The organism is Pseudomonas sp. TUM22785 (genome assembly GCF_028198105.1).
In the GTDB taxonomy this organism is placed as follows: domain Bacteria; phylum Pseudomonadota; class Gammaproteobacteria; order Pseudomonadales; family Pseudomonadaceae; genus Metapseudomonas; species Metapseudomonas solani.
The window spans coordinates 4,681,267-4,705,957 of the sequence record NZ_CP116239.1 but is presented as its reverse complement, the minus strand read 5'-3'; the positions used below and the strand labels follow the sequence as shown (position 1 = coordinate 4,705,957).

Here is a 24,691-nt window from a genome sequence, read left to right as displayed (position 1 = left end):
CACCATGCACTATTGCACCTTACGGTGCATGCGCAGGAGTTTTACCCATGCAGGAGCTTTCCCCAGGTCTAATCGTTATCCATGGCAATCGTCTCGAGGAGCTGAGAGCTCTTGCGGTGGAGTGGATGCGTAGTCATCCACTAAACCCGCTTGAGAACGAGGTACTGCTGGTACAGAGCAACGGTATCGCTCAGTGGCTGAAGATGGCGTTGGCTGAGCGGGAGGGCTGTGGCATTGCTGCTGCACTGGACGTGGGTCTGCCAGCACGCTTTCTTTGGCAGGCGTACCGCACTGTATTGGGTAATGACGCGATTCCGCAGCAGTCGCCCTTGGACAAGGCGCCACTCACCTGGCGTCTGATGCGCCTGCTGCCTGGCTTGCTGGCGGGCGAAGCCTTCGCACCGTTGCACCGCTTCCTGGCCGATGACAGCGATCTGCGCAAGCGTTATCAACTGGCAGAGCGGCTGGCTGATCTATTTGATCAGTACCAGGTTTATCGTGCTGACTGGTTGGCGGACTGGGCAGGGGGGCATGATCGTCTACGCACGTCGCGTGGTGGCTATCAGGAGTTGAGCGACGAGTCGCGCTGGCAGCCGGCACTTTGGCGTGCCCTGTTGGCTGAGGTTGGGGATGAACAGTTGGCGCAAAGTCGCGCCGGGGTTCACCCGCGTTTTGTAGCGCGACTGAATGAGTTGGGCTCCCCGCCGCCCGGCTTGCCGCGCCGTATTACGGTGTTTGGTATCTCGTCGTTGCCAGCCCAGGTACTAGAAGCGCTTGCTGCCATAGCGCGTTTCAGCCAAGTCATGCTCTATGTGCACAATCCCTGTCAGCACCACTGGGGGGACATCGTTGAAGACAAAGATCTGCTGCGTCATGAGTACCGCCGCCAGCAACGTAAACCTGGTCTGGCTGCTTTGGGCGAGGCGGATTTGCATCAGCATGCTCAGCCGCTGTTAGCTGCTTGGGGCAAACAGGGGCGCGATTACATCAACCTGTTGGATCAGTACGACGAGCCGCAACGCTATCGCGAGCAGTTCAAGCGCATCGATCTATTCAACCCGGCGCCTGAAGGCTGCTTGCTGAGCCAATTGCAGAACGACATCCTCGACCTGCGCCCTCTGGCGGAGACCCGCGAAGCCTGGCCACCGGTGGATCCGGAACGCGACAACTCGCTGCGCTTTCACGTCGTCCACAGTGCACAGCGTGAAGTGGAGGTACTGCACGATCAGCTCTTGGCCTGCTTCAGCGCAGACCCAACCTTGCGCCCGCGTGACGTGATCGTCATGGTGCCGGATGTAAACACCTACGCGCCCCACATCCAGGCGGTGTTCGGGCAATTTGGTAAAGATGATCTCCGCTACATTCCCTTTACCCTTGCCGATCAAGGGTTGCGTGGTAAGGATCCGCTGGTTATCGCCTTGGAGCATCTGCTGCAACTACCAGATAGCCGCTTCAGTGTCAGCGAGGTGCTGGACCTGCTGGATGTCCCAGCACTGCGTGCGCGCTTTGGTATCCAAGAAGACGAACTACCGACCCTGAGGCGCTGGTTAGAGGGAGCTGGTGTTCGTTGGGGACTGGATGCTGACCAACGTGAGGCCCTCGGTGTTGGTCAGGGCTTGGAGCAGAACACCTGGCGTTTTGGTCTGCGGCGCATGCTGTTGGGGTACGCCGTTGGGCGCTCTGGTGCTTATGTAGATATTGAGCCTTACGATGAGATTGGTGGTCTGGATGCGGCGCTGATCGGTCCGCTAACGCGCCTGCTGGACTCCCTTGAATATCATCTTGAACAACTGCGTGCGCCCTTGACGCCGATGCTCTGGGGGGAGCGGTTACGTGGGCTGATAGAGGCATTTTTCTTGCCTCAGGGCGAACGTGACGAAGTGCTGCTCAACCAGTTGCAGGATGGCCTCGACAGTTGGCTGGCGCTCTGTGAGTCCGCTGGGCTGGAAATACCTCTGACCCTGCCAGTGGTGCGCGAGGCATGGCTTGGTGAGCTTGATCAGGGGCGTCTCAGCCAGCGCTTTCTTGCTGGCTCTGTGAACTTCTGCACATTGATGCCGATGCGTGCCATTCCATTTCGCCATGTCTGCCTGCTGGGCATGAACGACGGCGACTATCCGCGGAGCCAGGCGCCGCTGGATTTCGATTTGATGGCCAGCGACTACCGGCCTGGCGATCGCTCTCGTCGAGAGGATGACCGCTACTTGTTGCTGGAGGCGCTGCTGGCTGCGCGAGACCGGCTCTACATCAGCTGGGTAGGGCGCAGTATTCGTGACAACAGCGAGAGGCCTCCATCTGTACTGGTTGGCCAGTTGCGCGACCACCTCGCTGACGCCTGGACTCTGGCAGGTGGCGGAAAGTTGCTGCACGCCCTGACTACCGAACACCCGCTGCAACCTTTCAGCCGCCGCTACTTCGACAGCAGGACTGAGCTTTTCAGTTATGCCCACGAGTGGGCTGCGCTGCATGGTCAGTCCTCTGCCGGCGGTTCTGGTGAAAGCCTGTCAGCCTGGGAGGAGGGGCTGCTGCTGAGTCCTGAGCTATTGCAAAGCTTCTTGCGCGACCCAGTTAAGTTTTTCTTCACTCGCCGCCTCAAGGTGCACCTGGACGAGGAAGTGCAAGCTAGGCTGGACAGCGAGCCGTTCACCCTGGATGGGTTGGAGCGCTACCAGTTGCAGGACAACCTGCTGAAGTCCGCCGTGCTGGCTCGGGATGGAGATGCGCAAACCGCACTGTTTGGTGCTGCTGACCGCTTGCAGCGCAGTGGCGTGTTACCGCTGGCAGGCTTCGGCGAGCACTACCGCACTACGTTGCTGGAGCCTTTGCCTGCCCAGCTTCAACGCTACGAGAGTCTTTGCCAGCTTTGGTCCGTGCCCGTGGAGTCGCCACGTCAGTTGAGTTTTTGTGCTGCCGACGTGCAACTGGAGGGTTGGCTTGGTGGTCTGCGGCAAAAGGCTGATGGCAGCCTGGCACGCTTAGAGCTGTCGCCTGGTGTTCTGGCTAAGAAGGGCTCCCTAAAGTGGCACCGTCTGTTGCGGCCTTATGTGTTGCATGTAGTGGCGGCTGCTTGTGGCGTGCCAATCACCACCTTGCTGGTGGGCGAAGATAAGGCACTGACTTTTGCCCCGTTACCGTCTGAGCACGCGTCGCGGATTCTTGTGACCTGGTTGCAGGGCTGGAGCGCCGGCATGCAGGCGCCCCTACCTGTGGCGCTCAAGACCTCTATGGCCTGGTTGCAGGAGCAGAGCGATGACAAGGCTCGAACCGTCTATGAGGGCGGTTACAACTTCACCGGTGAGACGGCAAGTAGTGCCAGTCTGGCGCGGCAATTCCCCGATTACACCAGACTGACTGCCGACGGCCAGTTCCCCAAATGGAGTGAGCGGCTCTATCAGCCGCTGCTTGAGAGCAACCCGGCCACCATCAAGGAGGATCTGGCATGAGTCAGTCCCAGCGTCCCCTGGCCCTCAGTTTCCCGCTACATGGCAGTCGCCTGATTGAGGCCAGTGCGGGTACCGGCAAAACCTACACGATTTCCGCGCTCTACCTGCGCTTGATCTTGCGCCACGGGGGTGAGGCCGCCTTCCGCGAGTCGCTATTACCGCCACAAATTTTGGTCGTGACCTTCACGGATGCAGCCACCCGCGAGCTACGTGACCGCATCCGTGCACGTTTAGTGGAAGCGGCGTCGGTTTTTCGCGGTGATGGCCAGCCGGATGATTTGCTGGCTCAGCTTCGTGATGAAATCCCCGAGGGTGAATGGGCGGGCTGCGCCCGGCGGCTGGAGTTGGCTGCGCAGTGGATGGATGAGGCCGCTGTGTCCACTATCCACGGCTGGTGTCAGCGCATGCTGCGCGAACACGCTTTCGACAGCGGCAGCTTGTTCAACCAGACCTTAGAAACCGACCACAGTGAACTGCTGGCCGAAGTCATACGGGACTATTGGCGGCAGCATTGCTATCCGTTGAAGGGGGGGGCACTGGACTGGGCTGTGGGCAACTGGGGGGCTCCTGCCAGCCTGGGTGACCAATTGCGCCCGTTGCTGAATGAGGCTGCTGTTGTTTCAACGCATCGGTTAAGCGAGTTGCTGGAGAGCGCCCTGCTGGACCGTGAGAGTGCGTTGGCGATGCTCAAGTCTCCCTGGGTTGCCTGGGCTGATGAGCTGCAAGGGCTTCTCGACAAGGCGGTCGCCGGTAAGCAAGTTGACGGCAGGAAAATTCAGGCACGGTACTACAATCCCTGGTTCGACAAGCTGCGTGAGTGGGCAACCAGCACGGAGGCCTCCCTGGAGCTGGCTACAGGTTTTACTCGTCTGACTCCTGACGGCTTGGCCGAAGCTTGGAAGGGTGACCCTCCCAAACATCCAGCGCTGGATGCAATGGTCAATCTCAAACAGCAGCTTGATAGCCTGCCCGACCCCGCTGAGGCAGCGCTGCGTCATGCCGCTGCCTGGGTGCGTCAGCGCTTTGATCGCGAGAAGCGTCAGCGTGCGGAAATGGGCTTTGACGACATGCTCACTCGTCTTGATGCCGCACTACAAAGTGAGAACGGACTACGTCTGGCCGAAGTTATTCGCCGTCAATTTCCAGTAGCGCTGATCGACGAGTTTCAGGACACCGATCCGCTTCAGTACCGCATCTTCGACACCCTTTATCAGGTTGAAGCCAATCGCGACGACTGTGGTTTGTTTATGATCGGTGACCCCAAACAGGCCATCTATTCCTTCCGCGGCGCGGATATTCACACCTACCTGAGTGCGCGCCGCGCTACTCTTGGCCGGCACTACAACCTAGATACCAACTTCCGCTCAAACCAGGACATGGTTGATGCTGTGAACGAGGTATTTCTGCGCGCTGAGAGACGCGAAGGCGGGGAGGGTGCGTTCCTCTTTCGCGACGATTTACCCTTCATCAAGGTAGGCGCTAAGGGGCGCGAGGAAGTTTGGACGGTGGAGGGAGAGGCCCAGCCTGCACTAACTGTCTGGCAGCTTCCCACTGACGAGCCAGTGGCCAAGGGGGCCTACCGTAGTGCCCTGGCCGAAAGTTCTGCCAGTGAGATAGTGCGGCTACTCGACCTTGGTCAGCGGCAAAGGGCTGGGTTCAGCAAAGATGGCCAGCTTGTGCCATTGCAGCCTAGCGATATTGCCGTCCTAGTGCGGGACTTCAAAGAGGCCCAGGCCATTCGCGGTGCACTGGCTTCACGTGGAGTACGCAGTGTCTACCTGTCGGATAAGGACTCGGTATTCGCTGGTCAGGACGCTCGTGATCTGCTGCTGTGGCTGCGTGCTTGTGCCGAACCGGACCAGGAGCGTACGTTGCGCGCCGCATTGGCCACCGCCACCCTGGGGTTAGAGCTTACCGAGCTGGAGCGGCTAAATCTTGATGAGCGCAGTTGGGAGCGCTATGTCATGCAGTTCCGCGGTTACCGCCAGTGCTGGCAGCGTCAAGGCGTGTTACCCATGCTGCGTCAGCTGCTGCAAGACTTCGAGCTACCCCAGCGGCTTCTGGAGCGTAGCGATGGCGAACGGGTCCTGACTAACCTGCTGCACTTGTCTGAACTGCTGCAGCAGGCGGCTACTGAGCTAGACGGAGAGATGGCGCTGATTCGCCATCTGAGTGAGTTGCTGTCTGGGGAGGGGAAAGCGGAGGAGCAAGTGTTGCGCCTGGAGAGTGACGAGGCTCTGGTGCGTGTGGTGACCATTCATAAATCCAAAGGGCTAGAGTATCCGCTGGTATTCCTGCCTTTCATTTGTGCCTTCCGTGCAGTGGATGGTAAGAAACCGCTGCAGGTGCATGACGGTGAGCGCCGCCAGCTTGTGTTCAAAGCTGACACCGACACTGTGGCTCGCGCTGATAAGGAGCGTTTGGGTGAAGATCTTCGGCTGCTTTATGTGGCCCTGACCCGTGCCCGTCACGCCTGCTGGCTCGGCGTCTCTGATCTGAAAATCGGCAAGACCAAAGAGTCACGGTTGCATCAATCGGCCCTAGGTTATTTGCTGGGCGGCGGTGAAGCGTTGGTGCAGAGTACGGATTTGCAGCGTTGGCTCTCTCCCTTCGAGGACAAGTCGCACAGTGCGATGCTGCAGGTGCCTGACGCTACAGAGCAGCAGTATCTGGTGTTAGACGGTGCCGAGATCGAGGCACGTTGGCGAGTCCCTCAGCGACATGCCGCAGAACATTGGTGGATCGCCTCCTACAGTGCGTTACGTCTGGAGGAGGGTGAGGTGCAGCAGCCAGGTCGTTATGACGATGCCGCGCCGGATAGCCCTGCGATGCAGAACTCAACTGATGACGAAAAAACTGCTCCGGTGCAGACGCCGATACCTGTCTCTGCACAAGGACTGCACCGTTTTCCGCGTGGGCCGAACCCCGGAACCTTCCTCCACGGTTTGCTTGAGTTAGCAGCCGTTGAAGGTTTCGGCCACCTAGCTAGCTCTCCTCAGCAGCTGCGTGAGCTGTTGGCGCGCCGCTGCCAACGGCGTGGTCTGCAACTCTGGATTGATCCATTACACCAGTGGGTGCAAACGCTGCTGGTACAACCACTACGCCTCGGGGATGGGCGGTCGGTGAGTCTGGCGGAGCTGAAGCAGTATCAGCCTGAGCTCGAATTCTGGTTCGAAGCTAGCCAGGTGGATGTCCTTCGCGTTGATGAACTGGTGCAGCGTTTCGAGCTACCTGGTGTGCCCCGGCAACCACTATGTGCGGACACGCTGAATGGCATGTTCAAGGGGTTTATTGACTTGGTGTTTGAGCACGAGGGGCGTTACTACGTGGTTGACTACAAGTCTAATTGGCTGGGAGTCGATGAGGCCTCTTATACCCTGGAGGCGATGACTTCCGCCGTGGCCAGTCATCGCTATGACCTGCAGTACGTGCTCTACATACTGGCTATGCATCGGCAGCTGCGCTTGCGTTTGCCTGACTACGACTACGACCGTCACTTGGGTGGTGCGCTCTACCTGTTTCTCCGTGCACCTGTGACGGGAGCCTACCTGGCGAAACCTTCCCGCGAACTGATTGAGTTGCTGGATGCTTTGTTCCTGGGCGAGTCTGAGGAGGTGGCGGCATGAGCGCGATTCTAAATGACCGCGGCGAGCTCATTGCACTGCTTACAACGTGGAGTGAGCGTGGCTGGTTACGCGAGCTGGATTTCGCATTGGCGCAGTTTTTCGCGGAGCTAGATCCGGCTGCTTCGCCACTCCTGATTCTTGGCGCCGCACTGGCCAGCCATCAACTCGGCAAGGGGCATGTGTGCCTTGACCTGGGCGCGACCTTGGCTGACCCAGACTTCGCTTTATCACTTCCACCAGAGGGTGAAAGTGCCGAGCAAGCTACGTTGCTGCCGTCCCAGGTGCTGGCGGGTTTGACGCTGAAGGATTGGCTGGCGAGCTGCATGGGCAGTGAGCTGCTACAGAATCGTGAGCATGCTGTTGCACCGCTGGTACTGGAGGGGAGCTGTCTCTATCTGCGTCGTTACTGGGACTATGAACGCCGCGTGGCTGCGCGTATCATCGAGCGTCTGCGTGCTGTGTCTGACATACCGGCTGATTTGGCGCAGCGCCTGGACACGCTCTTTCCTGAACCATTGGTGTTGGATGGTGAGCGTCTAGCGGATTGGCAAAAGCTGGCCTGTGCATTGGCCGTGCGCAGTACCTTCACCATGATCACCGGTGGCCCTGGTACCGGAAAGACCACCACTGTTGTGCGTCTGTTGGCACTGTTGCAGGAGGCCGCTATGGCCACCGGCGCGCCACTGCGTTTAAGCCTTGCTGCACCAACCGGCAAGGCTGCGGCCCGGCTGACCGAATCGATCAGCGGGCAGGTGGCATCCCTGGCTGTGGATGAAGCTGTAAGACAGCAGATCCCTAGCAATGTGACAACGTTGCATCGTCTGCTCGGCAGTCGGCCAGACAGTCGCCATTTCCGCCACGATGTTGGCAACCCGCTACCGCTCGACGTACTGGTGGTGGACGAGGCTTCAATGATCGACTTGGAGATGATGGCCAACCTGCTGGATGCTCTGCCGGCTCATGCACGTCTGATCCTGCTGGGTGACAAGGACCAACTGGCCTCGGTGGAGGCTGGTGCAGTGTTGGGCGACCTGTGTCGTGACGCAGAGAGTGGTGGTTACAGCGCAGCGACCTGCGCTTGGCTTCAAGACAATACCGGCGAGCACTTGGGCGATCCGGCGCTGTTTCCAGGTGAACAGGCGCTTGCTCAGCACATTGTCATGCTGCGCCATTCGAGGCGCTTTACTAATACTTCCGGTATTGGCCGCCTGGCCCTTGCGGTAAACGACGGTGATGCGGAAATCGCTCGTGCCACATTGACCGAGGGCGCGGAGAGTCTGCATGTGCTGCGTCTATCGGGGGAGCAGGATCGTGCACTTGAACAGCTATTGCTGGATGGCTTGCCTGGTGATGATGAGCGACCGATCGGGTATGCACATTTCCTAGAGTTGATGCGGGAAGAGCGGCCAATCTTAGACGCTGCTCCTGAAGCATGGGACGTTTGGGCTGGTAAGGTATTAAAGGCCTTCGATCAGTTCCAGTTGCTCTGTGCTGTACGCAAAGGCCCTTGGGGTGTCGAAGTGCTGAACGAGCGTATTGCCCATGCACTGCAGAGCCGCGGTCTGCTGGAGCAGGATCACGGGTGGTACGAGGGGCGCCCTGTGTTGGTGACGCGCAATGACTACAGCCTGGGATTGATGAATGGCGATATCGGTATTGCTCTTCGTCTACCGGAACCACCTGATTCACCTGGTGCTCTCCCACGCCAAGTTTTGCGTGTGGTGTTCCCGCGCAATGATGGCAGTGGTGCGTTGCGTTACATCCTGCCGAGTCGGCTGAGTGCGGTCGAGACGGTATTCGCGATGACTGTGCACAAGTCCCAGGGCTCAGAGTTCGCTCACTGCGCGCTGATCCTGCCGGATGTCCTGAACCCGGTGCTGACTAAGGAGCTGGTGTACACCGGCATAACTCGTGCACGGCACTGGTTCAGTTTGGTGGAGAGTCATGCCGGGGTATTTGAGCAGGCAGTACAGCGTCGCGTCGAGCGACGTAGTGGCTTGAGAGAGGCGTTGGTGGGCGTGAAATAATTATGTTGGTGGGTGCGACACAAGCTGTCGCACCTGTCAGGCAATTTGGCTGCACCTAAGTTGTTATGAGTGCTTGTCATGCCAATACCTCCTCAGCCCTTTACGTTCAGTTGCTCCCGCTGCTCCTGGCAGAAAACCACTATTCCTCTCAGCGATGCGCTGGTGCTCGGGCGTGACTGGTTCGCGCAGTGCCCTCAGTGCAACTGCGAATTACAGCGGCGAGCGGCTACAAAGACCGAGGTCCTGAGGGCGCGATTGGAGCAGTTTTTTCAGTGAGCGCCAGCGATAGAAGCCTGCCTGAACTTACCGCATTAGTAGCAAGCTACGCTGGCATCTCATGGGGCAAGTGATGTTGGTGCACCGTTTTGGGCTTGTCAGCTATGGCAATGAGCCACTAGGTGAGTTATGGTCGTCAAATTAATGGCGACATTCGATTGCCGTAATCCGCTTTTGAACAAGGACGTTTTGATGCGCCAAGCGAGGGACATGCTTTTTGGGCAGCTTGCACTGCTGCTCATGCCTCGGGAGTTGCAGCGCTGTGCCTCTGCCAGCTTGTATGGAAAACAGGGCGATGAAGGCCTTTCAGAGGTATGCGTACGCCGCAAGGCGGCCTGGAGACTCCGTCGCGCTCCATGGCTCTTCAGTGTAAAAGCCGTACCGCTGGAGCATTGCCCGCAACGGGCTCAACTGTGCGGTCTTGGATACATCCAAGGCTCTCGCGCTTTTTTTGACCAGCATCCATCCCAAGTCATTTCTGCCGCTGATTGCATGGCCCGTAATTCAATGGGAATCGCAGTTACCTACTCGGCATCGTGGGCGGCTGCTCAGATGTGTCCCAGCGTAGGAGTGATCCAGGAGACGTTTGTGAGGTGCACTTGGCCTGGCCAAAAAGCGGTCACCTGCTAGGGCCCACGAGATTCAGTATCAAGCCAATGGAGCGAGGACGTTGTATGGCTCGAGGTGATTTATGGGCGTTCTAGTGGGCGTGGTGGTGTTCTTTATTGTGTTGGCCGTGCTTGCCAGCCTGATCGAGCGGGGTGCCGCTTCGCGGATGTTGCGACCCTACATCGGTTTGCTGCTGATTGCTGCAGTGATTGCCGGCATGGGCGTGCTACTGGGCTTTTTGTCCCGTGACGTACAGGCGCTTTTCTTTGTGGTCGCCAAGGTTGTAGCGGTATTGGTGGGTGTGGCTCTTTGTCTGCACTTGATCATCGTGATCGCTAAGCGTTGGTTGTCGTAGTACTTAGGACGAGAGCTTCATGAGTAGACGATTTACCTTCAGTAGTCTGTCAGCTGAGCATTGTGGTTCCAATGAAGCGAACATCTTCATTCACGGTTACAGCGCCGGTCATACCGTTGAAGATCGCAATACGTTGTTGGCGAGCATTCCTGAATCCATTCGGAACCATACGAATATTTTCGCCTTCTGGCCGTCCAGCCATTTCAGCCGCTTCAACGGCAATTCAATACATGTGCTGAGCAATTCAACCCGAGCTCACTGGGGGCTGGGCGCAGCCGCACTGGTCGGTGATCGAACCCTTCACTTCCTCCGCATTCGCTCGAGGGCAGAGGAAATGGGTGAAATGCTGCTGGACCAGTTAAGCGAGCATTTACGCAGGTATCACTTGGGTGTCGACACCATTAATTTGATCGGCCACTCGCTCGGCGGGCGTCTGGTTATTAGCTGCCTTAAAAAGCTGTCAAAAGGACAGCGTCATCCTCTCGTTATCAATGACGTGTTGTTGATGGCGGCAGCAGCCACCGTTGAACCGGATACCGCGCAAAGCATGCGGGGTGTGGTTAAAGGTCGGTTGATCAACGCCTACTCTAAATCTGACTGGACGTTGTTCATGAATCCTGGAGAGGTTTGTCTGGGAAGGAACCCGGCTGAGCATTTCGAAAACATTAAGATCAAGGATTTTGGTCATGGCGATTACTGGAAAAAGCTGCCTCACGTTCTGACTCATGTGCGGTTCAAAACCCCCGCTCAAGAGCATGATGCCGAGGTTATGGAGGAGGTGTCCGTAGACCCTGATCCCGAGCTCTCGCCTGCACCACTACAGGAAGTAAACCTCATGTCACTCGAACTCAAAACGCCCGGCGATATTTACCAAAGAGTCAATGATGAACTGGAGCGTATTGTTCTTTCACTGAGTACTCAATCGACCGATCCCGCGTTGAACTTGGCACAGCAGGACGCCCGAGCGATGCTGGGCGAGCAGCAAGCTACGTTGACGGCGCAGCTCAAGGAGTTGCAAGAAAACGCCGAGTGGAAAACGTTCACCATTGCGGTGTATGGCGAAACCGGGGCTGGTAAGTCGACGTTAATTGAAACCTTGCGCATTCTGTTGCAAGAGCCGACCAAGGTGGCGCATCAACAGGCATTCCGTGAGTTGCAAGGCAAGTACCAACTCAGTGAAGCTAGCCTACAGCGTCTGCAACAGAGCATTGAGCAAGTCGACACTCAATTGGCTGCGTTGGCGCAGCAGCTCCACGCCACGACCGAGCACCATAATCGGCTGCACACCGAAGCACTTAATGCTGTAACTGGTTTGCGCTCGTTGATAGCTGAACGCAAGGAAACTGCCTCACTCTGGCAGAAGCTGATTCGCCTGTTCAAACCCATGCCCGAAGAGGCACAACTGATGCTTGCCGAACAGCATCTACCGCGAGTATCCGCTGCCCGTGATAGTGCCATCGAACTATTGAGCGACCAGCACAGTGTGGCAGAGCAAGCAAGACAGGACCTAGAGCAAGAACTGGCACAGCGCACGGAGGAAAGTGCTAGTCACCTGGCAACGCTGGAAACGCTGGGTGATGGCGAAATCATTGGCGATGGTCGTGCCGATTTCACTCGTAAAACTCAACGCTATGACATGAGACTGAACGGCCAGCCTTTTGCCTTGCTAGATGTGCCTGGCATTGAGGGCAATGAGGGGTTGGTGGTTAATCAGATCGAGAAAGCTGTGCAGATCGCTCATGCGGTGTTCTATGTCACCAACCAGGCGGCACCGCCGCAAACTGGCGACGCCCAACGCAAGGGCACCCTGGAAAAAATCAAAGAACATCTCGGTGCACAAACCGAGGTCTGGACGATCTTCAATAAGAAAATCACCAACCCCAAGCACTCGCTAACCGATCGTCCGTTAATTTCAGAAGACGAAGCTGTGAGTCTGGTAGGGCTGAACGAGAAAATGCGCGAGCAGCTTGGCGACCACTACCGCGACGTATTCTCGCTTTCTGCCTTGCCTGCGTTTTTGGCCTCAACCGATCACTTTGCCCCGAACTCGCAAAACGCCACTCGGCGTAACAAGATTCTTGCGGACTTCAATGCTGAAGAGCTGTTGGAAAAAACGCGTTTGCGTGCATTTTTGTACCTGCTCAATGCCAAGCTGCTTGATGGCTGTGACGCCAAGATCACCCGTGCCAACTTCCACAAGGCTAAGGATGCGCTGGACCAGACCGTCACAGCTCTGAAAGAGGTCAAGGGGAAGTTCAGCCAGCTATTGGAGAGCCTGCGCTTGGACGGCCAGAGTGCCCAGGTGCAATTGAAGGGCAGCTTTAAATCCCTGAAAAGACGCCTGGAGTCAGCTGGTGAAGCTGAGATAGATACATTTATCAGCGACGTGCGAAAAACGATGTATGAGCGCATCGACGCCGATATCGGTAACGATGAGTTCAAGCAAGCGTTCAGTGACACCATCGATGCTCAGCAGAAAAAATTAAGCAAGCGCCTGCCAGTCGCAATCAGTCAAGAAGTCGAGCGTTTCCAAAAGGAAGCCGAAGACATTCTTGCCCGATTCGAAGCGCAGGCCCGCGAGCTCACAGGTATCTACGCCAAGCTCGGTAAAACCAATCTTCAGAGCCAGTTTGATCTCAGAATCAAGATCGATAGTGGGATCAAGGTTGGCACCTTGCTGGTTGGTCTGGCAGGTACGATTGCCACGGCGATTTTTACCGGCGGCACTAGCTTGTTAGTGCTGGCACCGGCGCTTGCCGGACTTGTGCTGTCTGCCTACAAAGCCATACGAAGCGCTTTCAGCTCCGACTACAAGAAGTCACAGCAACGCGAAGCCATCGATAGCAATCTGCGCGAAGCCGCGGGCCAATTACGCACCTTGCTACACGACGGATTGAAAACCTCCTTGGCAGACATGGAGAAAAAAATCCGCGTGCTAGAGCAGGCCCTCGAAGACCCTATCAAGCAGACCACTGGCCTGGTGCAGCTGCTGGGGCAGTCGACTGATCAGCTAAACATCCTTTCCCGCCAAATCGACAACGCAGGCACTCTGTAATGGAAAACACCCTCGACTCATTCAAGGCCCAGCAAGCACGCTCGGTAGAATTGCTCGGCAAGCTGCTCAAGTTCCTCGATCAAGGTGAAGCTGCCGGCGTACTCGTTGACCCTGCTTTGAAGGGAAAACTACAAACAGCTATCGAGAGCGTGGCCGGCGAAAAGCTCAAAGTGGCGCTAATCGGCGGTTTCTCTGAAGGCAAGACTTCTATTGCTGCGGCATGGATGGAAAAGCTGGATAAGTCCAGCATGAAAATCAGCCACCAGGAATCTTCCAATGAGGTAAAGGTCTACGAAGTGGGCGATGACTTCGTACTGATCGATACCCCCGGGCTATTTGGCTTCAAAGAGCAGGTGAACGCTGAAACCAACGCCATCGAAAAGTACAAAGACATCACCAAGAAATACGTAAGCGAAGCCCATTTGGTGCTCTACGTAATGAACTCCACCAACCCGATCAAAGAGAGCCATCAGGACGATCTGGTATGGCTGTTCCGTACCTTGGATCTGCTGCCCCGCACGGTTTTCGTACTCAGTCGGTTCGATGAAGTGGCCGACGTCGAGGATGAACAGGACTACCAGAGCAACCTAGCAGTGAAGCGGGCGAACGTTATTGGTCGTTTGCGTGAGTTAGTGGGGCTGGACGACGCAGAGGTTGACCAGCTGTCTATTGTGGCGGTGGCGGCTAATCCGTTTGATCTGGGGTTTGATCATTGGTTGGCCAATATCGGTCAATTCAAGGCGTTGTCTCATATCGCCAACCTGCAGACGGCGACTACCAGCAAAATCCAAAGCAATGGTGGCAGCATCGCGCTGGCCGGCGAAATGCACCGCAGCGTGATTCGTGATGTCTTGAACAAGCAGCTGCCGGTTGCGATCGAAAATGACCAGAAAATCTCACAGGAAGTGACCAAGCTCCGAGAGCTGAAGCGGCGTTCGGAAGATCAGTTGGAAAAGACTGGGGTGGAGATTGAAGCGGTTCGTAGAGGCTTGAGCACCTTCGTAGAGCGCTATTTCTCTGATCTGATCAGGCAGGCCAAGGGCTGCAGCTTGGAGACGTTCGATGATTTTTTTGAGCGGGAAGTCGGTGCCGAAGGCATCGTGCTGGCCACTCGGTTACAGAACGAGTTCAGCCGTCAAACCGAGTCCGTCAGACTTGATATGGCGAAGATGCAGCTCGGCTTTGATACCGAGATCAATCATTTCAACACTACTGTCAGAGCGTTCGGCAAGCAGGGGGTGAACCACCTGCTTAAGGGGAATGTGATCAACAACACCACCGTTTTGGCTGCGCGGGACACCATAGTCAGCGCTGGAAAAATGGTGGGTATGGAGCTGGGGTCACTGCTGAAATTCAAGCCTTGGGGAGCTGTGAAATTCGCCAAAGGCGCCAACGGCGCGCTGGCCGCTCTCGGTATTGCTATCGAGGTATGGGACAGCTGGGAGCAATACAAGCGTGAAGAGGCGTTCAGGGGCTCTATTGCGAAGATGGTTGAAAACTTCGAGCAGCAGCGTAAGGAGCTACTTGGCCTGATCAGCTCCGAACAGTTCAGGGAGCAGTTCTTCGGCAAGTATCTTGAGCTGAAAAGCAGCGTCGCTGTGCTTGAGGAAAGCTTGAGAGACAGCCATGAACGTCAGCAACGCTTTCAGGCATGGCGTGTTGAGGCAGAGGCAATCGACGCGGAATTCAAGTCCGTAAATTGAGAGCCAGTTTCTGGTTGGCGTGTATCAGGAGGAGCTGCTGGATAGTCGGCTCCTCCATGTTGCTCTAGCGGGCATCTCATAGATGAGGTCCTAAGTGACCGATCAAGTAATGCTGCTTGTGGCTAGTGCCGATGGGCCTGTGATGCACTGTTCCAGCCTTTCCCCCAGAATCCGCCAAGCCTCGGTTTTCTCTTTCGCATAGTCGTGATGCAGGTAGTGCCTGCGCACTTTGGAACCGCCGAGTAAGTGGTTCTGGCAGCGGTCAATGATCTCCAGAGTGACTCCGAGTTCCTGCATCATCGTTGCACCGGTACGGCGCAGGTCATGCGGAGTCCACTCACCCTTGGTGCCCTTGCTCAGCACCAGTGAGTCGTCATGATGGCGGCCCGCTAAGGGCTTGCTGCGTTTTTTGAAGCGGCACTGCCGATCGCCGATCAGCTTGCTGACCGTCTTGGTATCGACGTGGCTATCGCCATTCTTGCTGGGGAAGCAGAACGGCGTATTGCCGGTTTCTTTCTGCAGGCGTTTGAACTGCTCGATGGAAAACGCTGACAGGAACACATGGTGATCCTGGCGCTTTCCTTTATGACCTTTGGTGGCTTCGGCAGGTATGAACCAGGTGCCTTTATCTAAGTCCACGTACCGCCACTCAGACTTGAGCAATTCTCCAATACGGCACAGGGTGCTTAGGCAGATCCATAGGGCACATTGGACACGCGTATTGACTGGCCGAATGCCTGAATACTTTTGGCCGGCGGGTAGGGTTTCGTAGTCTTTCTCCAGGCGCTCGAGGATGTCATGCAGCTCGCGAATCTCGTCAGGTGAGAGCAGTCGGTCCCGTTGTTCTTCGTAGTCGTGATCGAGCAGCTTGTTGACGTCTATTAGGTCGGCTGGGTTGCCGTCCGTCATTAGGCCTCGCCATGGTTTGCGTTTCTCGGCCCAGCGCAGCATCTGGCCAATGTCGTTGTTGCGGATCACGACGGTGCGGTTCAGGCCGCGTGCTTTGACTGAGCGCAGGACGGCGAGCAGGTCTTTCTCGGTGAGGTTGCGTAGCGGCTTCTTGCCAATGAGCGGCAGCACGTCCTTGGTGAAGCTGCGGCGCAGTTCGGCGTTGCCATCCTGGCGTGAGACACCATCGCGTAGCCACTCATCAAACAGGTCTGCAACCGTCTTGTTTTCCGCTGCCTGGCGTTCAGCTTCGGCAATGGTTGCTGCGACAGCGGCTTGGGCTTCTATCTTGGCAGCCTTGCGGGCTGCAGTGGGGTTGATGCCTTTGGCGGCTGTCGCTTTCACCTCATCGCGTTCAGCGCGAATCTGCGCCAGCGACTTCTTTGGCCAGCTGCCCAGGCTTTGGTCACGCTTCAATCCATCCTGCTTGAACTCGTAACGGAACTGCACCGTCACGCCACGCAAACCTGAGCGGACTTTGGCGACCAGGCCACCGTCTTCGCGAAGGATCTTGCCGTCATCGGCGGCGGTGAGCGCTTCCAGTTGCTTGGCTGTCAGTTTGGCCATGTTCTACCCCTTGCATAATTCCGTCGCCTGGATTTTTACCCCACTTTTACCCCACCGAATCGCTTGGCTGTCGGTGGGGGCTGGTGGATCGTGATGGACGCAAATATAGCCTGTATGCCCCGTATTTACTAGGTTTTAGGCGTTCTAATAGCGTCCATGGACTTCCATGGAAATCCACCTAATAAGCGCATGGGGTGCAAGGGGTCGAGTGTTCGAATCACTCCGTCCCGACCATATTTAGAGAAAGGCCCAAGTCGAAAGACTTGGGCCTTTTTCGTTTCTGTCTTTTCGTAGTGTTCGGCTTCGGTATCTTTCGATAAGACACGGTCGTTGGGATATGACGGAGCTTTGGTGCAATGCCAAGCATTCCAAGCACGTCGCCGCATGGGGCTGCGCGTACAGCGCTGATCACGGATTGTGGCGAATACCTTTGATCACTCCGCCATGCCAGTAAGCCCAAGTTAGAGTCTGTCTATTGCGGTTAGGTCGGCCAAGGGTTGCCTGTATACCGAGAGTTGAGCGCTGTCATAAAATCCCGAGCGAAATTTGCTCAGGATCGGATGAGGTCAATGCAAGGCAAGCAGCAATACATGGAGGTATTGGAGGGGTGGCGTGCTTTTGTAGAAGCGGCCGGCTTAGCCAAGAGTCGTATCCGTGATGCCGATATACATGAGCATCAGCAGATCAAGCTCAGTAGGCGAAGCCTGCAGGAAGACGATTCGGGGTTTCATCTTTCTCTTCCCGATACGCAGGCAGTCAGCCTGACAGAGCGTTTCACATCCCAGGACGAGCAAGGGCGAGTGCGCGCAGAGGCGCTGCAGCTCGGATTCCCTTTATTACGCGTCGTCGAAGGGCAGAAGGCTTTTTTCATTCCGTTGTTCCGCTACTCATTACCGGATACCTGGCATAGCGCGATGCCGCTGGAGCTAACCGTTCCGGTCAAGCAAGGTTCTGAAGTTTCACCGAACGTTGATGCTTTCCGCCTCTACCTGGATATCGATATTCAGGAGCTGGGTGCTGAGCGGCACATGATGAGTATCGCCGCAGCCTGCATAGAAGACTCACACGAAAGCTTTGGTGCACTGTTCGAGGCTTTTTTGCGTTGGGTAAAGCAACGTTTGGCCGATCACAATCGCCCGGCCAGTAGTACGGGGGCTGAGCTGGAAACAGCCTTTACGGCGATCATCTCCCCGGAAGTGAGCACGGATTTCAATACCAAAGAACAGCTCAAGGATTACAAGGCTCTTCTCCAGCGCTCTGAGCTTCAAGCGCCTCTGCTTCAGCACTACATCGAACACCGCTCCAACGCAGTTACCACGCCTCCTTTGGCCGCCCGTACACCCTATGGGCTGTTCGAGCGCCAGTATCCATTAGGGCGCGGGCAGATGATCGCACTGACCCATATCTCCGGTGGGGCCGAATTGTTGGCTGTACAGGGCGCTCCGGGTACCGGCAAGACAACCCTCTTCAAGTCCCTTATCGCCAGCCAGATTGTGGAGCGAGCGCTGGCGTGTATTGCCGGAAAAGATCGCAACCTGGGTTTGGTCGTCACCTCCACAGCTAAGAAGGCTGTAGAAAATGTTATCGACGATCTACGCAAGGATGCCTGCCTGCAAGACATCAACTGGCTGTATTTCCAAGGTGGAGACAGCGGACAGGTAACCGCTGAGTCTGAACGCGTAAGTGCGTTGCTACAGCAGTTGGATGCCCAAGTTCATGATCAAGCCAAGCAAAATGAACTCGCTGCGCAGATCATCGAAAAGCAGCAATTGATCGATGATTGCTCGTGCCGCTTCGAAACCTTGAGACAGGCGTTCGAAGACTTGAGAGCGCCACTGAAGGGCGTTTCGCCTGAAGAGTTCGTTAAGCAAACCGATCTTCTAAGGGGCAATGTGCTGCAAATGAGCATGAGGCTTGGCCTTTGCTCCCCGCAGGAACGGCCCGAGAGCACTGCTTGGTTGCGAGAAGCGTGCGTTGGAGTGCTCAGGAGCTTCGCCGTTCAACGGGCGCAACACAATCAAGCCAAAGAGCGTTTGTCTCGCAGCTACAGCAAATTGCTCGACGCACCTTTCGCTCTGGAAAGCTATCGCGAGTGGCTAGGCTGTGCGCTAAGCGAAAGCCTCGAACATCATTTCGCTGACCATCCAACCCGTGGCTTTGGCTTGCTATTGGCAACATGGTTCAAGCGCGGATACACCAAAGCCCGGCAGCACTTGCAAAAGTCCTATTCTGCCGAGTTCTCGAAATATGGCCTCGCCAATCTCGATCATCTGCAATTGGCCAAGCTCGCACAGAATCGCAAGGAGCTATTCGCCACTGGCAACGCAGAAGCATTGCTGGAGGCTGCAAAACCGGACGGTATCGATACTCATAGGGAGGGGGAGTTAGCACAGCTGTCCAAGGATGTGGATGAGCTCGAGCGTCGTACAGGTAACTGGCAGCGCTACGTCGCAGCAGAACGTGCGTTAAAGGATGAGTTCCCAGAGGGGGATTGGCTCGAAGTATTGCGCAAGCGTTTCATTGCCGAGCAGCGTGCGCTGTTCGAGTACGCAATCGACTATCTCTGGCAGGAGTTGCTTCGGCAAAAGGCGTTGTTGAATCAGGTGTTGCCGTTATGGAGCGACATGCTCAGTGGCAAACAGAACGGTGGTTTCTACGGTTGGAAAGACAAGCTGGAAGAGTTCTACCGCCTCCTGACCTTGGCCTATCCGGTAATGGCCTCGACGCTGGCATCGGTGCATAAGCTGGCCGGCTATAAGCTGGAGATTCTGAATGGAGTCACCCCCTATCAGCTGAGCCTGGTGGATGAAGCCGGCATGATTTCGGCGGAATCCCTGGTGCCCCTACTGGCCCGCAGCCAGAGGGCGATAGTGGTTGGAGACCCTCTGCAGATCGAGCCCATACGTTCATTAGATACAACCGCAGCAGAGAAACTGAAAGACAAGTACTTCCCAAACAACACGCTTTACGAGGCTGTATCGCCGATGTTGGTCACCGGCTATCACCGTGCGGCCGGCACCTTGAGCGGAAGCATCGCCGATATAGGCAATGGCATCGTTCTGGATGAGCACAGACGCTGCCAACGGCCCATTGCTGAGCTGTTCATGAGTATTGCCGAGTACTCAGGCGTGCAGGTCTGTACCGCCGCTCCCGATGCAAACATTCAGGCAGCTTGCAACAACATGGGTGGCTTCAACCTGATGTTCTACGGCGTGCAGGGGCGCCGGGGCACGCTACCTAATACCAACGTGGACGAAGTTGAAGCCATCGGGCTGCTGTTGGACAAGCTGGAGACTGCTGGATATGACCTTACCCAGGATGTAGGCATCATCACGCCTTACTCCAATCAGAAGAACCTGCTAATCAAGGCCTATGGCGAACGGCTCAAGCAGCGCGCGGCGCTCAAGATCGGTTCGGTCCACCAATTCCAGGGCGTTGGATTCGAAGTCATCATCTATTCCCCGGTCATCTTCCAGCGCACCGATCGAGATGCTTTCCAGAACAGCAAGCCCAATCTTCTGAACGTTGCGGTATCGCGTGCCAAACAACAGTTCATCGTGGTTGGTAATCAGCATCGCCTTCTGAGTGCTGGTAAATCTTTGGGGAGGATGGCGGAGGCTTGCTCGGAGTCGTTCTTCGTCAATATGGAGCACCAGAGCCCTCTCTTTGAGGAGGTCCGCACTGACACCGCTAAGCATTATTTAGATTGCGAACACATCGCTGCATTTGAGGCGTTGGTCAGTTCCAGTCGGCGCTCCTTCACGGCAGTTGTCCCGTGGATTCGCCAGGGCTCTACTCCTAACCATCCCCCGTTGAAGATGCTGCGCGCTGCTCAGGAGCGTGGTGTAGCGGTCAAGGTCTACTACGGCTATGACGAGGTGGGGAAGGCTGACGCGGACGATGGCGATCCAGGGCTGATCCTGGCTTATCAACGTCATCTGGGCACTGAGAATGTTATCCGTCTGCCTGAGGGCACTCACGAGAAGATTCTTCTGGTAGACGATCAAGTGATAACGGTTGGGAGCTGGAACTGGCTCTCGCACGGCTACTACCGCTATTGCTCGATGCCGAGTCAGGAGCGCCTGGCATTACGTCGGGAAACCACTGTGGAGTTACGCGATCCCAAGCTGATCGCAGATCTCAAAGCACGCATTACCCAATAGCCCAGAGGCTCCAGACGCTCCCTGTACATCCAGGTAGAACTGTTCTACCTGGGGGCGGAATGCTTTTCGTTGGACTTAAATCCAGCATTACCTAGCTGGTGGTGCTGGAGTATTCGAATCCAGGCAGGGTAGGTGTACCGCCGACAGTGCGGCGACCAAAGCCGCTTGGCGTCAGAAGGCTGTTTTTCTTCATCTCTGTGAGTACCGCCAGCCAATCGTTTTTGCTGAAGCGCAGTTTGGCGTCGTTCCAGTGGTGCAGAACTTCATTCACGATGGCGTCATCGGTAACTGGGCGGCCTTCAATGATGAAGTCGTTCCAGGCGGCATAAAGGGTCACGGTCATTTCGCAGCGATCCGTATCCCAGTCCCGCATCAAGTCGACCACTCGCTCAATGGTGGCCCGCTCGGCGGTCGACCAGGTGCTGTCATACGCCTGCCTATGCTCCCCGGCCTGGGAAAGCGGGCGGTACGCATGGCCAAAGGTTTCACGGTCGATGCACTTGTACCATTGGCGGTTGCATAGCTCGTTCTCGACCTGATTCATCAGTTGGCGATCATGGGGGCCGGCTGCATCGCGTAAGTAGTTACCCTGCACAGCGGCGAGCCTTGCCGCATGCTCGGCCAGGTAGATAACTTTCTGCAGCTTGCGCTGGCCGAAGGTGCGTTGGCCATGTAGTTGGTGAGTGATTTCAGCGGCGAGCAGGGTGCGTGCGGCTTTTTGATCCGTGCTAGCGCGAGCCGGTTGGTCATCTTTGGCTAGGGCGCGTTCGACCAGGGTGCTGGCCAGCTGTTCGTTAAGTTGGCGGGCTTGAGTTAGGCGGGTTTTTAGTAGGTCGCAGAGAGCTACTAGCTGGTCGACTTTGGCGACAATGCGGTGTTGTTCGGCGAAGGGCGGCAAAGGGAAAGCACATGCCCGAAGTTGGGTCATGTTGATAGAGGCAAGATTTGTAGTCTGCTTTGACGAACGAGCGAAATACTCTCTTGCAGGGGTAGAGTTCAAGTACATCTCAGCCCAGCGTGGCTCCCAATCTGAAGTTACTGCACGTGCCCGAAACACATGATTTTGATGAAGGCATTCAGGCAGTTCATCGCGCCAGATTGCTGTACGCCCAACCTTGTCCCAGTCGCCACCTTCGGTGATTAGCAGATCACCGTTCTGAAGTAGATATTTTTCGACTTCGTCTTCAGGTATCTCGACCTCTTTGATGTGCTCTAGTTCCAAGCGTCCACGCTGGACATTCGCCACGCGGAGATATGGCTTGGATAGCAGCTTGCGGCCGCCAAGTTTTCGCCCAAGGGTGACGCCACCAGTCACATGCAGAACATCATCAATGGTTTGCCACTCCCAGCTGTCAGGAATTTCGAAAGGCGGTTCCGGGCGGGAGTCACTAACGAGATTCTTCTGTTTGCGGGCCTTCGATTCAGCCAGATAGCGCTGCTTCTCGGTTTGAATTCGCTCTACAAGCGCACAGGCTGGCTCATCGTTGGAATCTTGCGGTACCAGTTTGCCCATCACCGCCAGTTGCAGGAGGGTTTGCTTGAGGGCGTCGATGCTGGATTCGGTGGCGAACAGGGTGTGGAAGTGTTCGGCCAGGCGCTGCCAGCTAGCGGCGAAGTCGGCGGCATCGGTGGCCAGGGTCAGGCTGTCGAGCAGCGCCTGCACCAGTTGGGTGTGGGCGCTTCCTGCATCGGCCTGCCGGGCTTCCAGCCGGTCGCACAGGGCCATCAGCTCATCGACTTTGGCGACGATGCGGTGTTGTTCGGCTAACGGAGGAACAGCTACAACTAGCTCGTATGCTTCATTACGATTCAACCCAGGCTTGATCCCCTTCCCTAGAGAGTCCAGGCCAAGGGTGTGAAATAGCTTGAATGCATAATCAAGTGAAAAAGCAGATGGTGGGATGCAGTAGTAAGCGACATCTGTAACGCAGCAGCCTGTGGAAAGACAAAGATTCAGTGCACCCGCTGATCCCTTCCGGCCAACAACAATACATGGTGAGTCCACAAAGCAATTGCTGTGAGTGCCGACAACACCATTTGATCCATATACAGGGTATTCGCCAGTATTTGATCTCTTGTCAGCTGGCAGGTTATCTCCGTATTCAAGAGAGAAAACCTCTCCAAACCGCCTCCATACCCAACCACTGGGTAGTTCGAATGGCTTCTCTTCCTCTTCAATCCCCGCCAGCGGCTTCTGCTTCTTGATCTTGCCCTCCGCCACCAACCGTGCCTTTTCCTCGGCAATGCGCTTGAGCAACTCATTGGCTGGCTCATCATTCGGATCTTGCGGCACCAGTTTGCCGCGTACCGCCAGTTCCAGAATCAGCTCACGCAGCTTCTTGATGCCATTGGGCGCGCCGGCCAGTAGCGGCAGGTTATCGGTGAGCAGCGCCGTCATACCTGGCGCTCCAAGGCTTCGGCCAATACAGCCTTGAGCTGGGCGCGCAGGTCGCTGATTTCGCTTTGCAGCGTGGCGTAGTTGCGCAGCAGCTCGTCCGGGTCGTGGCTGATCTGCTCGCCCACATGGGGGTTCTTGCAGTCGAGGTTCCAGTTACGTGCTTTGAGGTTGTCGAAGCTGACCTTCCAGGCGAATTCGTTCTCCACCCGCGCGGCGAAGCCGTCGGCCTCGCGGCCCCACCAGGTTTCCTCGACGGCGAACTCCTCGATGCGCATGGGCTTGGTCTTGGAGTAGCTCTTGTAGCCGGCCGGGTACTGGTGCTCGTAGAACCACACCTCTTTGGTCGGAGTGCCCTTGGTGAAGAACAGCAGGTTGGTCTTGATGCCTGTGTAGGGGTTGAACACGCCATTGGGCAGGCGAACGATGGTGTGCAGGTTGCACTCGGTCAGCAGCTTTTCCTTGATGCGGCTCTTGATGCCTTCGCCGAACAGGAAGCCGTCCGGTAGCACCACGGCGGCACGGCCACCGTCCTTGAGCAGGTGCATGATCAGCACCAGGAACAGGTCGGCGGTTTCCCGGGTGCGGAAGGTGGTGGGGAAGTTGGTTTCGATGCCGTCTTCCTCCATGCCGCCGAACGGCGGGTTGGCGACGATGCAATCGACCCGCTCACTCGGCCCCCAACTGATCAAGGGGCGGCCCAGGGTGTTGTCGTGCTTGATCTGGCTGGGCACCTCGATGCCGTGGAGGATCATATTGGTGGTGGCCAGCAGGTGCGGCAGTGGCTTCTTCTCCACGCCGAAGATGCTGGCCTGCAGGGCGCGCTCGTCATCGGCGGTTTTCACGTAGCGGCCGCGCTTGTGCTCGATGGAGCAGGTGAGGAAGCCGCCGGTGCCGCAGGCCGGGTCCATGACCTTCTCGTGCAGCTTGGGGTCGACCATGCGCACCATGAACTCGGTGACCGGGCGCGGGGTGTAGAACTCACCCGCGTTGCCGGCGTTCTGCAGGTCGCGCAGCAGTTGCTCGTACATGTCGCCGAAGGCGTGGCGTTCCTGCGCCTTGTTGAAGTCCACGCCCTCCTGGATCTTGTTGATCACCTGGCGGATGAGCTGGCCGGACTTCATGTAGTTGTAGGCGTCCTCGAACACGCCCCGCACCACGAAGGCGGCTGGGGTGGTGCTGTATTCGTGGAGGTTCTGCAGCTGCGGGAACAGGTTGTTATCGATGAAGTGCTTCAGCTCATCCCCGGTGATGCCCTCCGGGTCGGCCGCCCAGGTGCGCCAGCGGCAGCTGTCTGGGATGGGTGAGCGATAGTTGTCGTCCAACAGCTCCCATTCCAGCTCGCGGTCATCGAAGATCTTGAGGAACAGCAGCCAGACCAATTGGCCGATGCGCTGGGCGTCGCCGTCGACGCCAACGTCTTTGCGCATGATGTCCTGGATGGATTTGATGGTGGAGCTAATGGACATGAAGTTCTCTCAACGCGTACCGCAAGGGGGGCGAAATTCTACCGGATAGTGTGGG

The 24,691-nt window shown here is 56.7% G+C and carries 10 protein-coding genes; 7 read left to right on the top strand and 3 right to left on the bottom strand.

Annotation, left to right across the window (positions count from 1 at the left end):
* Positions 1-47: 47 nt before the first annotated feature.
* From recC to PI990_RS21230, 6 genes are all read left to right on the top strand, one after another.
* Positions 48-3,443, top strand: coding sequence for an exodeoxyribonuclease V subunit gamma (gene recC, locus PI990_RS21260; RefSeq protein WP_271658386.1), 3,396 nt, complete (start codon positions 48-50; stop codon positions 3,441-3,443).
* Entirely contained in the window at positions 3,440-7,069 is a 3,630-nt protein-coding gene (gene recB, locus PI990_RS21255; protein WP_271658385.1) for an exodeoxyribonuclease V subunit beta, read from the top strand. Before recC ends, recB begins: the two co-directional genes overlap by 4 nt.
* Complete coding sequence (recD, locus tag PI990_RS21250; protein WP_271658384.1) at positions 7,066-9,096, top strand: exodeoxyribonuclease V subunit alpha; 2,031 nt, start codon at positions 7,066-7,068, stop codon at positions 9,094-9,096. Before recB ends, recD begins: the two co-directional genes overlap by 4 nt.
* 967 nt (positions 9,097-10,063) lie before the next feature.
* On the top strand, positions 10,064-10,336 hold the full coding sequence (locus PI990_RS21240) for a hypothetical protein (RefSeq protein WP_187806348.1): 273 nt from the start codon (positions 10,064-10,066) through the stop codon (positions 10,334-10,336).
* Between the two features lie 19 nt (positions 10,337-10,355).
* The gene (locus tag PI990_RS21235; RefSeq protein ID WP_271658383.1) at positions 10,356-13,391 is read left to right on the top strand and encodes a DUF726 domain-containing protein; all 3,036 of its coding nucleotides are present in this window, start codon (positions 10,356-10,358) and stop codon (positions 13,389-13,391) included.
* The gene (locus tag PI990_RS21230) at positions 13,391-15,094 is read left to right on the top strand and encodes a LeoA/HP0731 family dynamin-like GTPase (RefSeq protein ID WP_271658382.1); all 1,704 of its coding nucleotides are present in this window, start codon (positions 13,391-13,393) and stop codon (positions 15,092-15,094) included. Before PI990_RS21235 ends, PI990_RS21230 begins: the two co-directional genes overlap by 1 nt.
* A gap of 102 nt (positions 15,095-15,196) precedes the next feature.
* Here the strand turns inward: PI990_RS21230 and PI990_RS21225 are convergent, their stop codons facing one another.
* The gene (locus PI990_RS21225) at positions 15,197-16,609 is read right to left on the bottom strand and encodes a tyrosine-type recombinase/integrase (protein WP_271658381.1); all 1,413 of its coding nucleotides are present in this window, start codon (positions 16,607-16,609) and stop codon (positions 15,197-15,199) included.
* A gap of 569 nt (positions 16,610-17,178) precedes the next feature.
* Between PI990_RS21225 and PI990_RS21220 the strand changes: the two genes are divergently transcribed.
* Positions 17,179-20,772 carry an AAA domain-containing protein gene (locus tag PI990_RS21220; protein ID WP_271658380.1) on the top strand — a complete coding sequence of 1,198 codons (3,594 nt, stop codon included), beginning with the start codon at positions 17,179-17,181 and terminating at the stop codon, positions 20,770-20,772.
* Between the two features lie 91 nt (positions 20,773-20,863).
* Here the strand turns inward: PI990_RS21220 and PI990_RS21215 are convergent, their stop codons facing one another.
* Both PI990_RS21215 and PI990_RS21210 read right to left on the bottom strand, forming a co-directional pair.
* A complete protein-coding gene (locus PI990_RS21215; RefSeq protein WP_271658379.1) occupies positions 20,864-23,170 on the bottom strand; it encodes a restriction endonuclease subunit S in 2,307 nt (768 codons plus the stop codon).
* Positions 23,167-24,636 carry a type I restriction-modification system subunit M gene (locus PI990_RS21210; protein WP_271658378.1) on the bottom strand — a complete coding sequence of 490 codons (1,470 nt, stop codon included), beginning with the start codon at positions 24,634-24,636 and terminating at the stop codon, positions 23,167-23,169. The genes PI990_RS21215 and PI990_RS21210 overlap by 4 nt, the downstream gene beginning before the upstream one ends.
* Between the last annotated feature and the right edge of the window lie 55 nt (positions 24,637-24,691).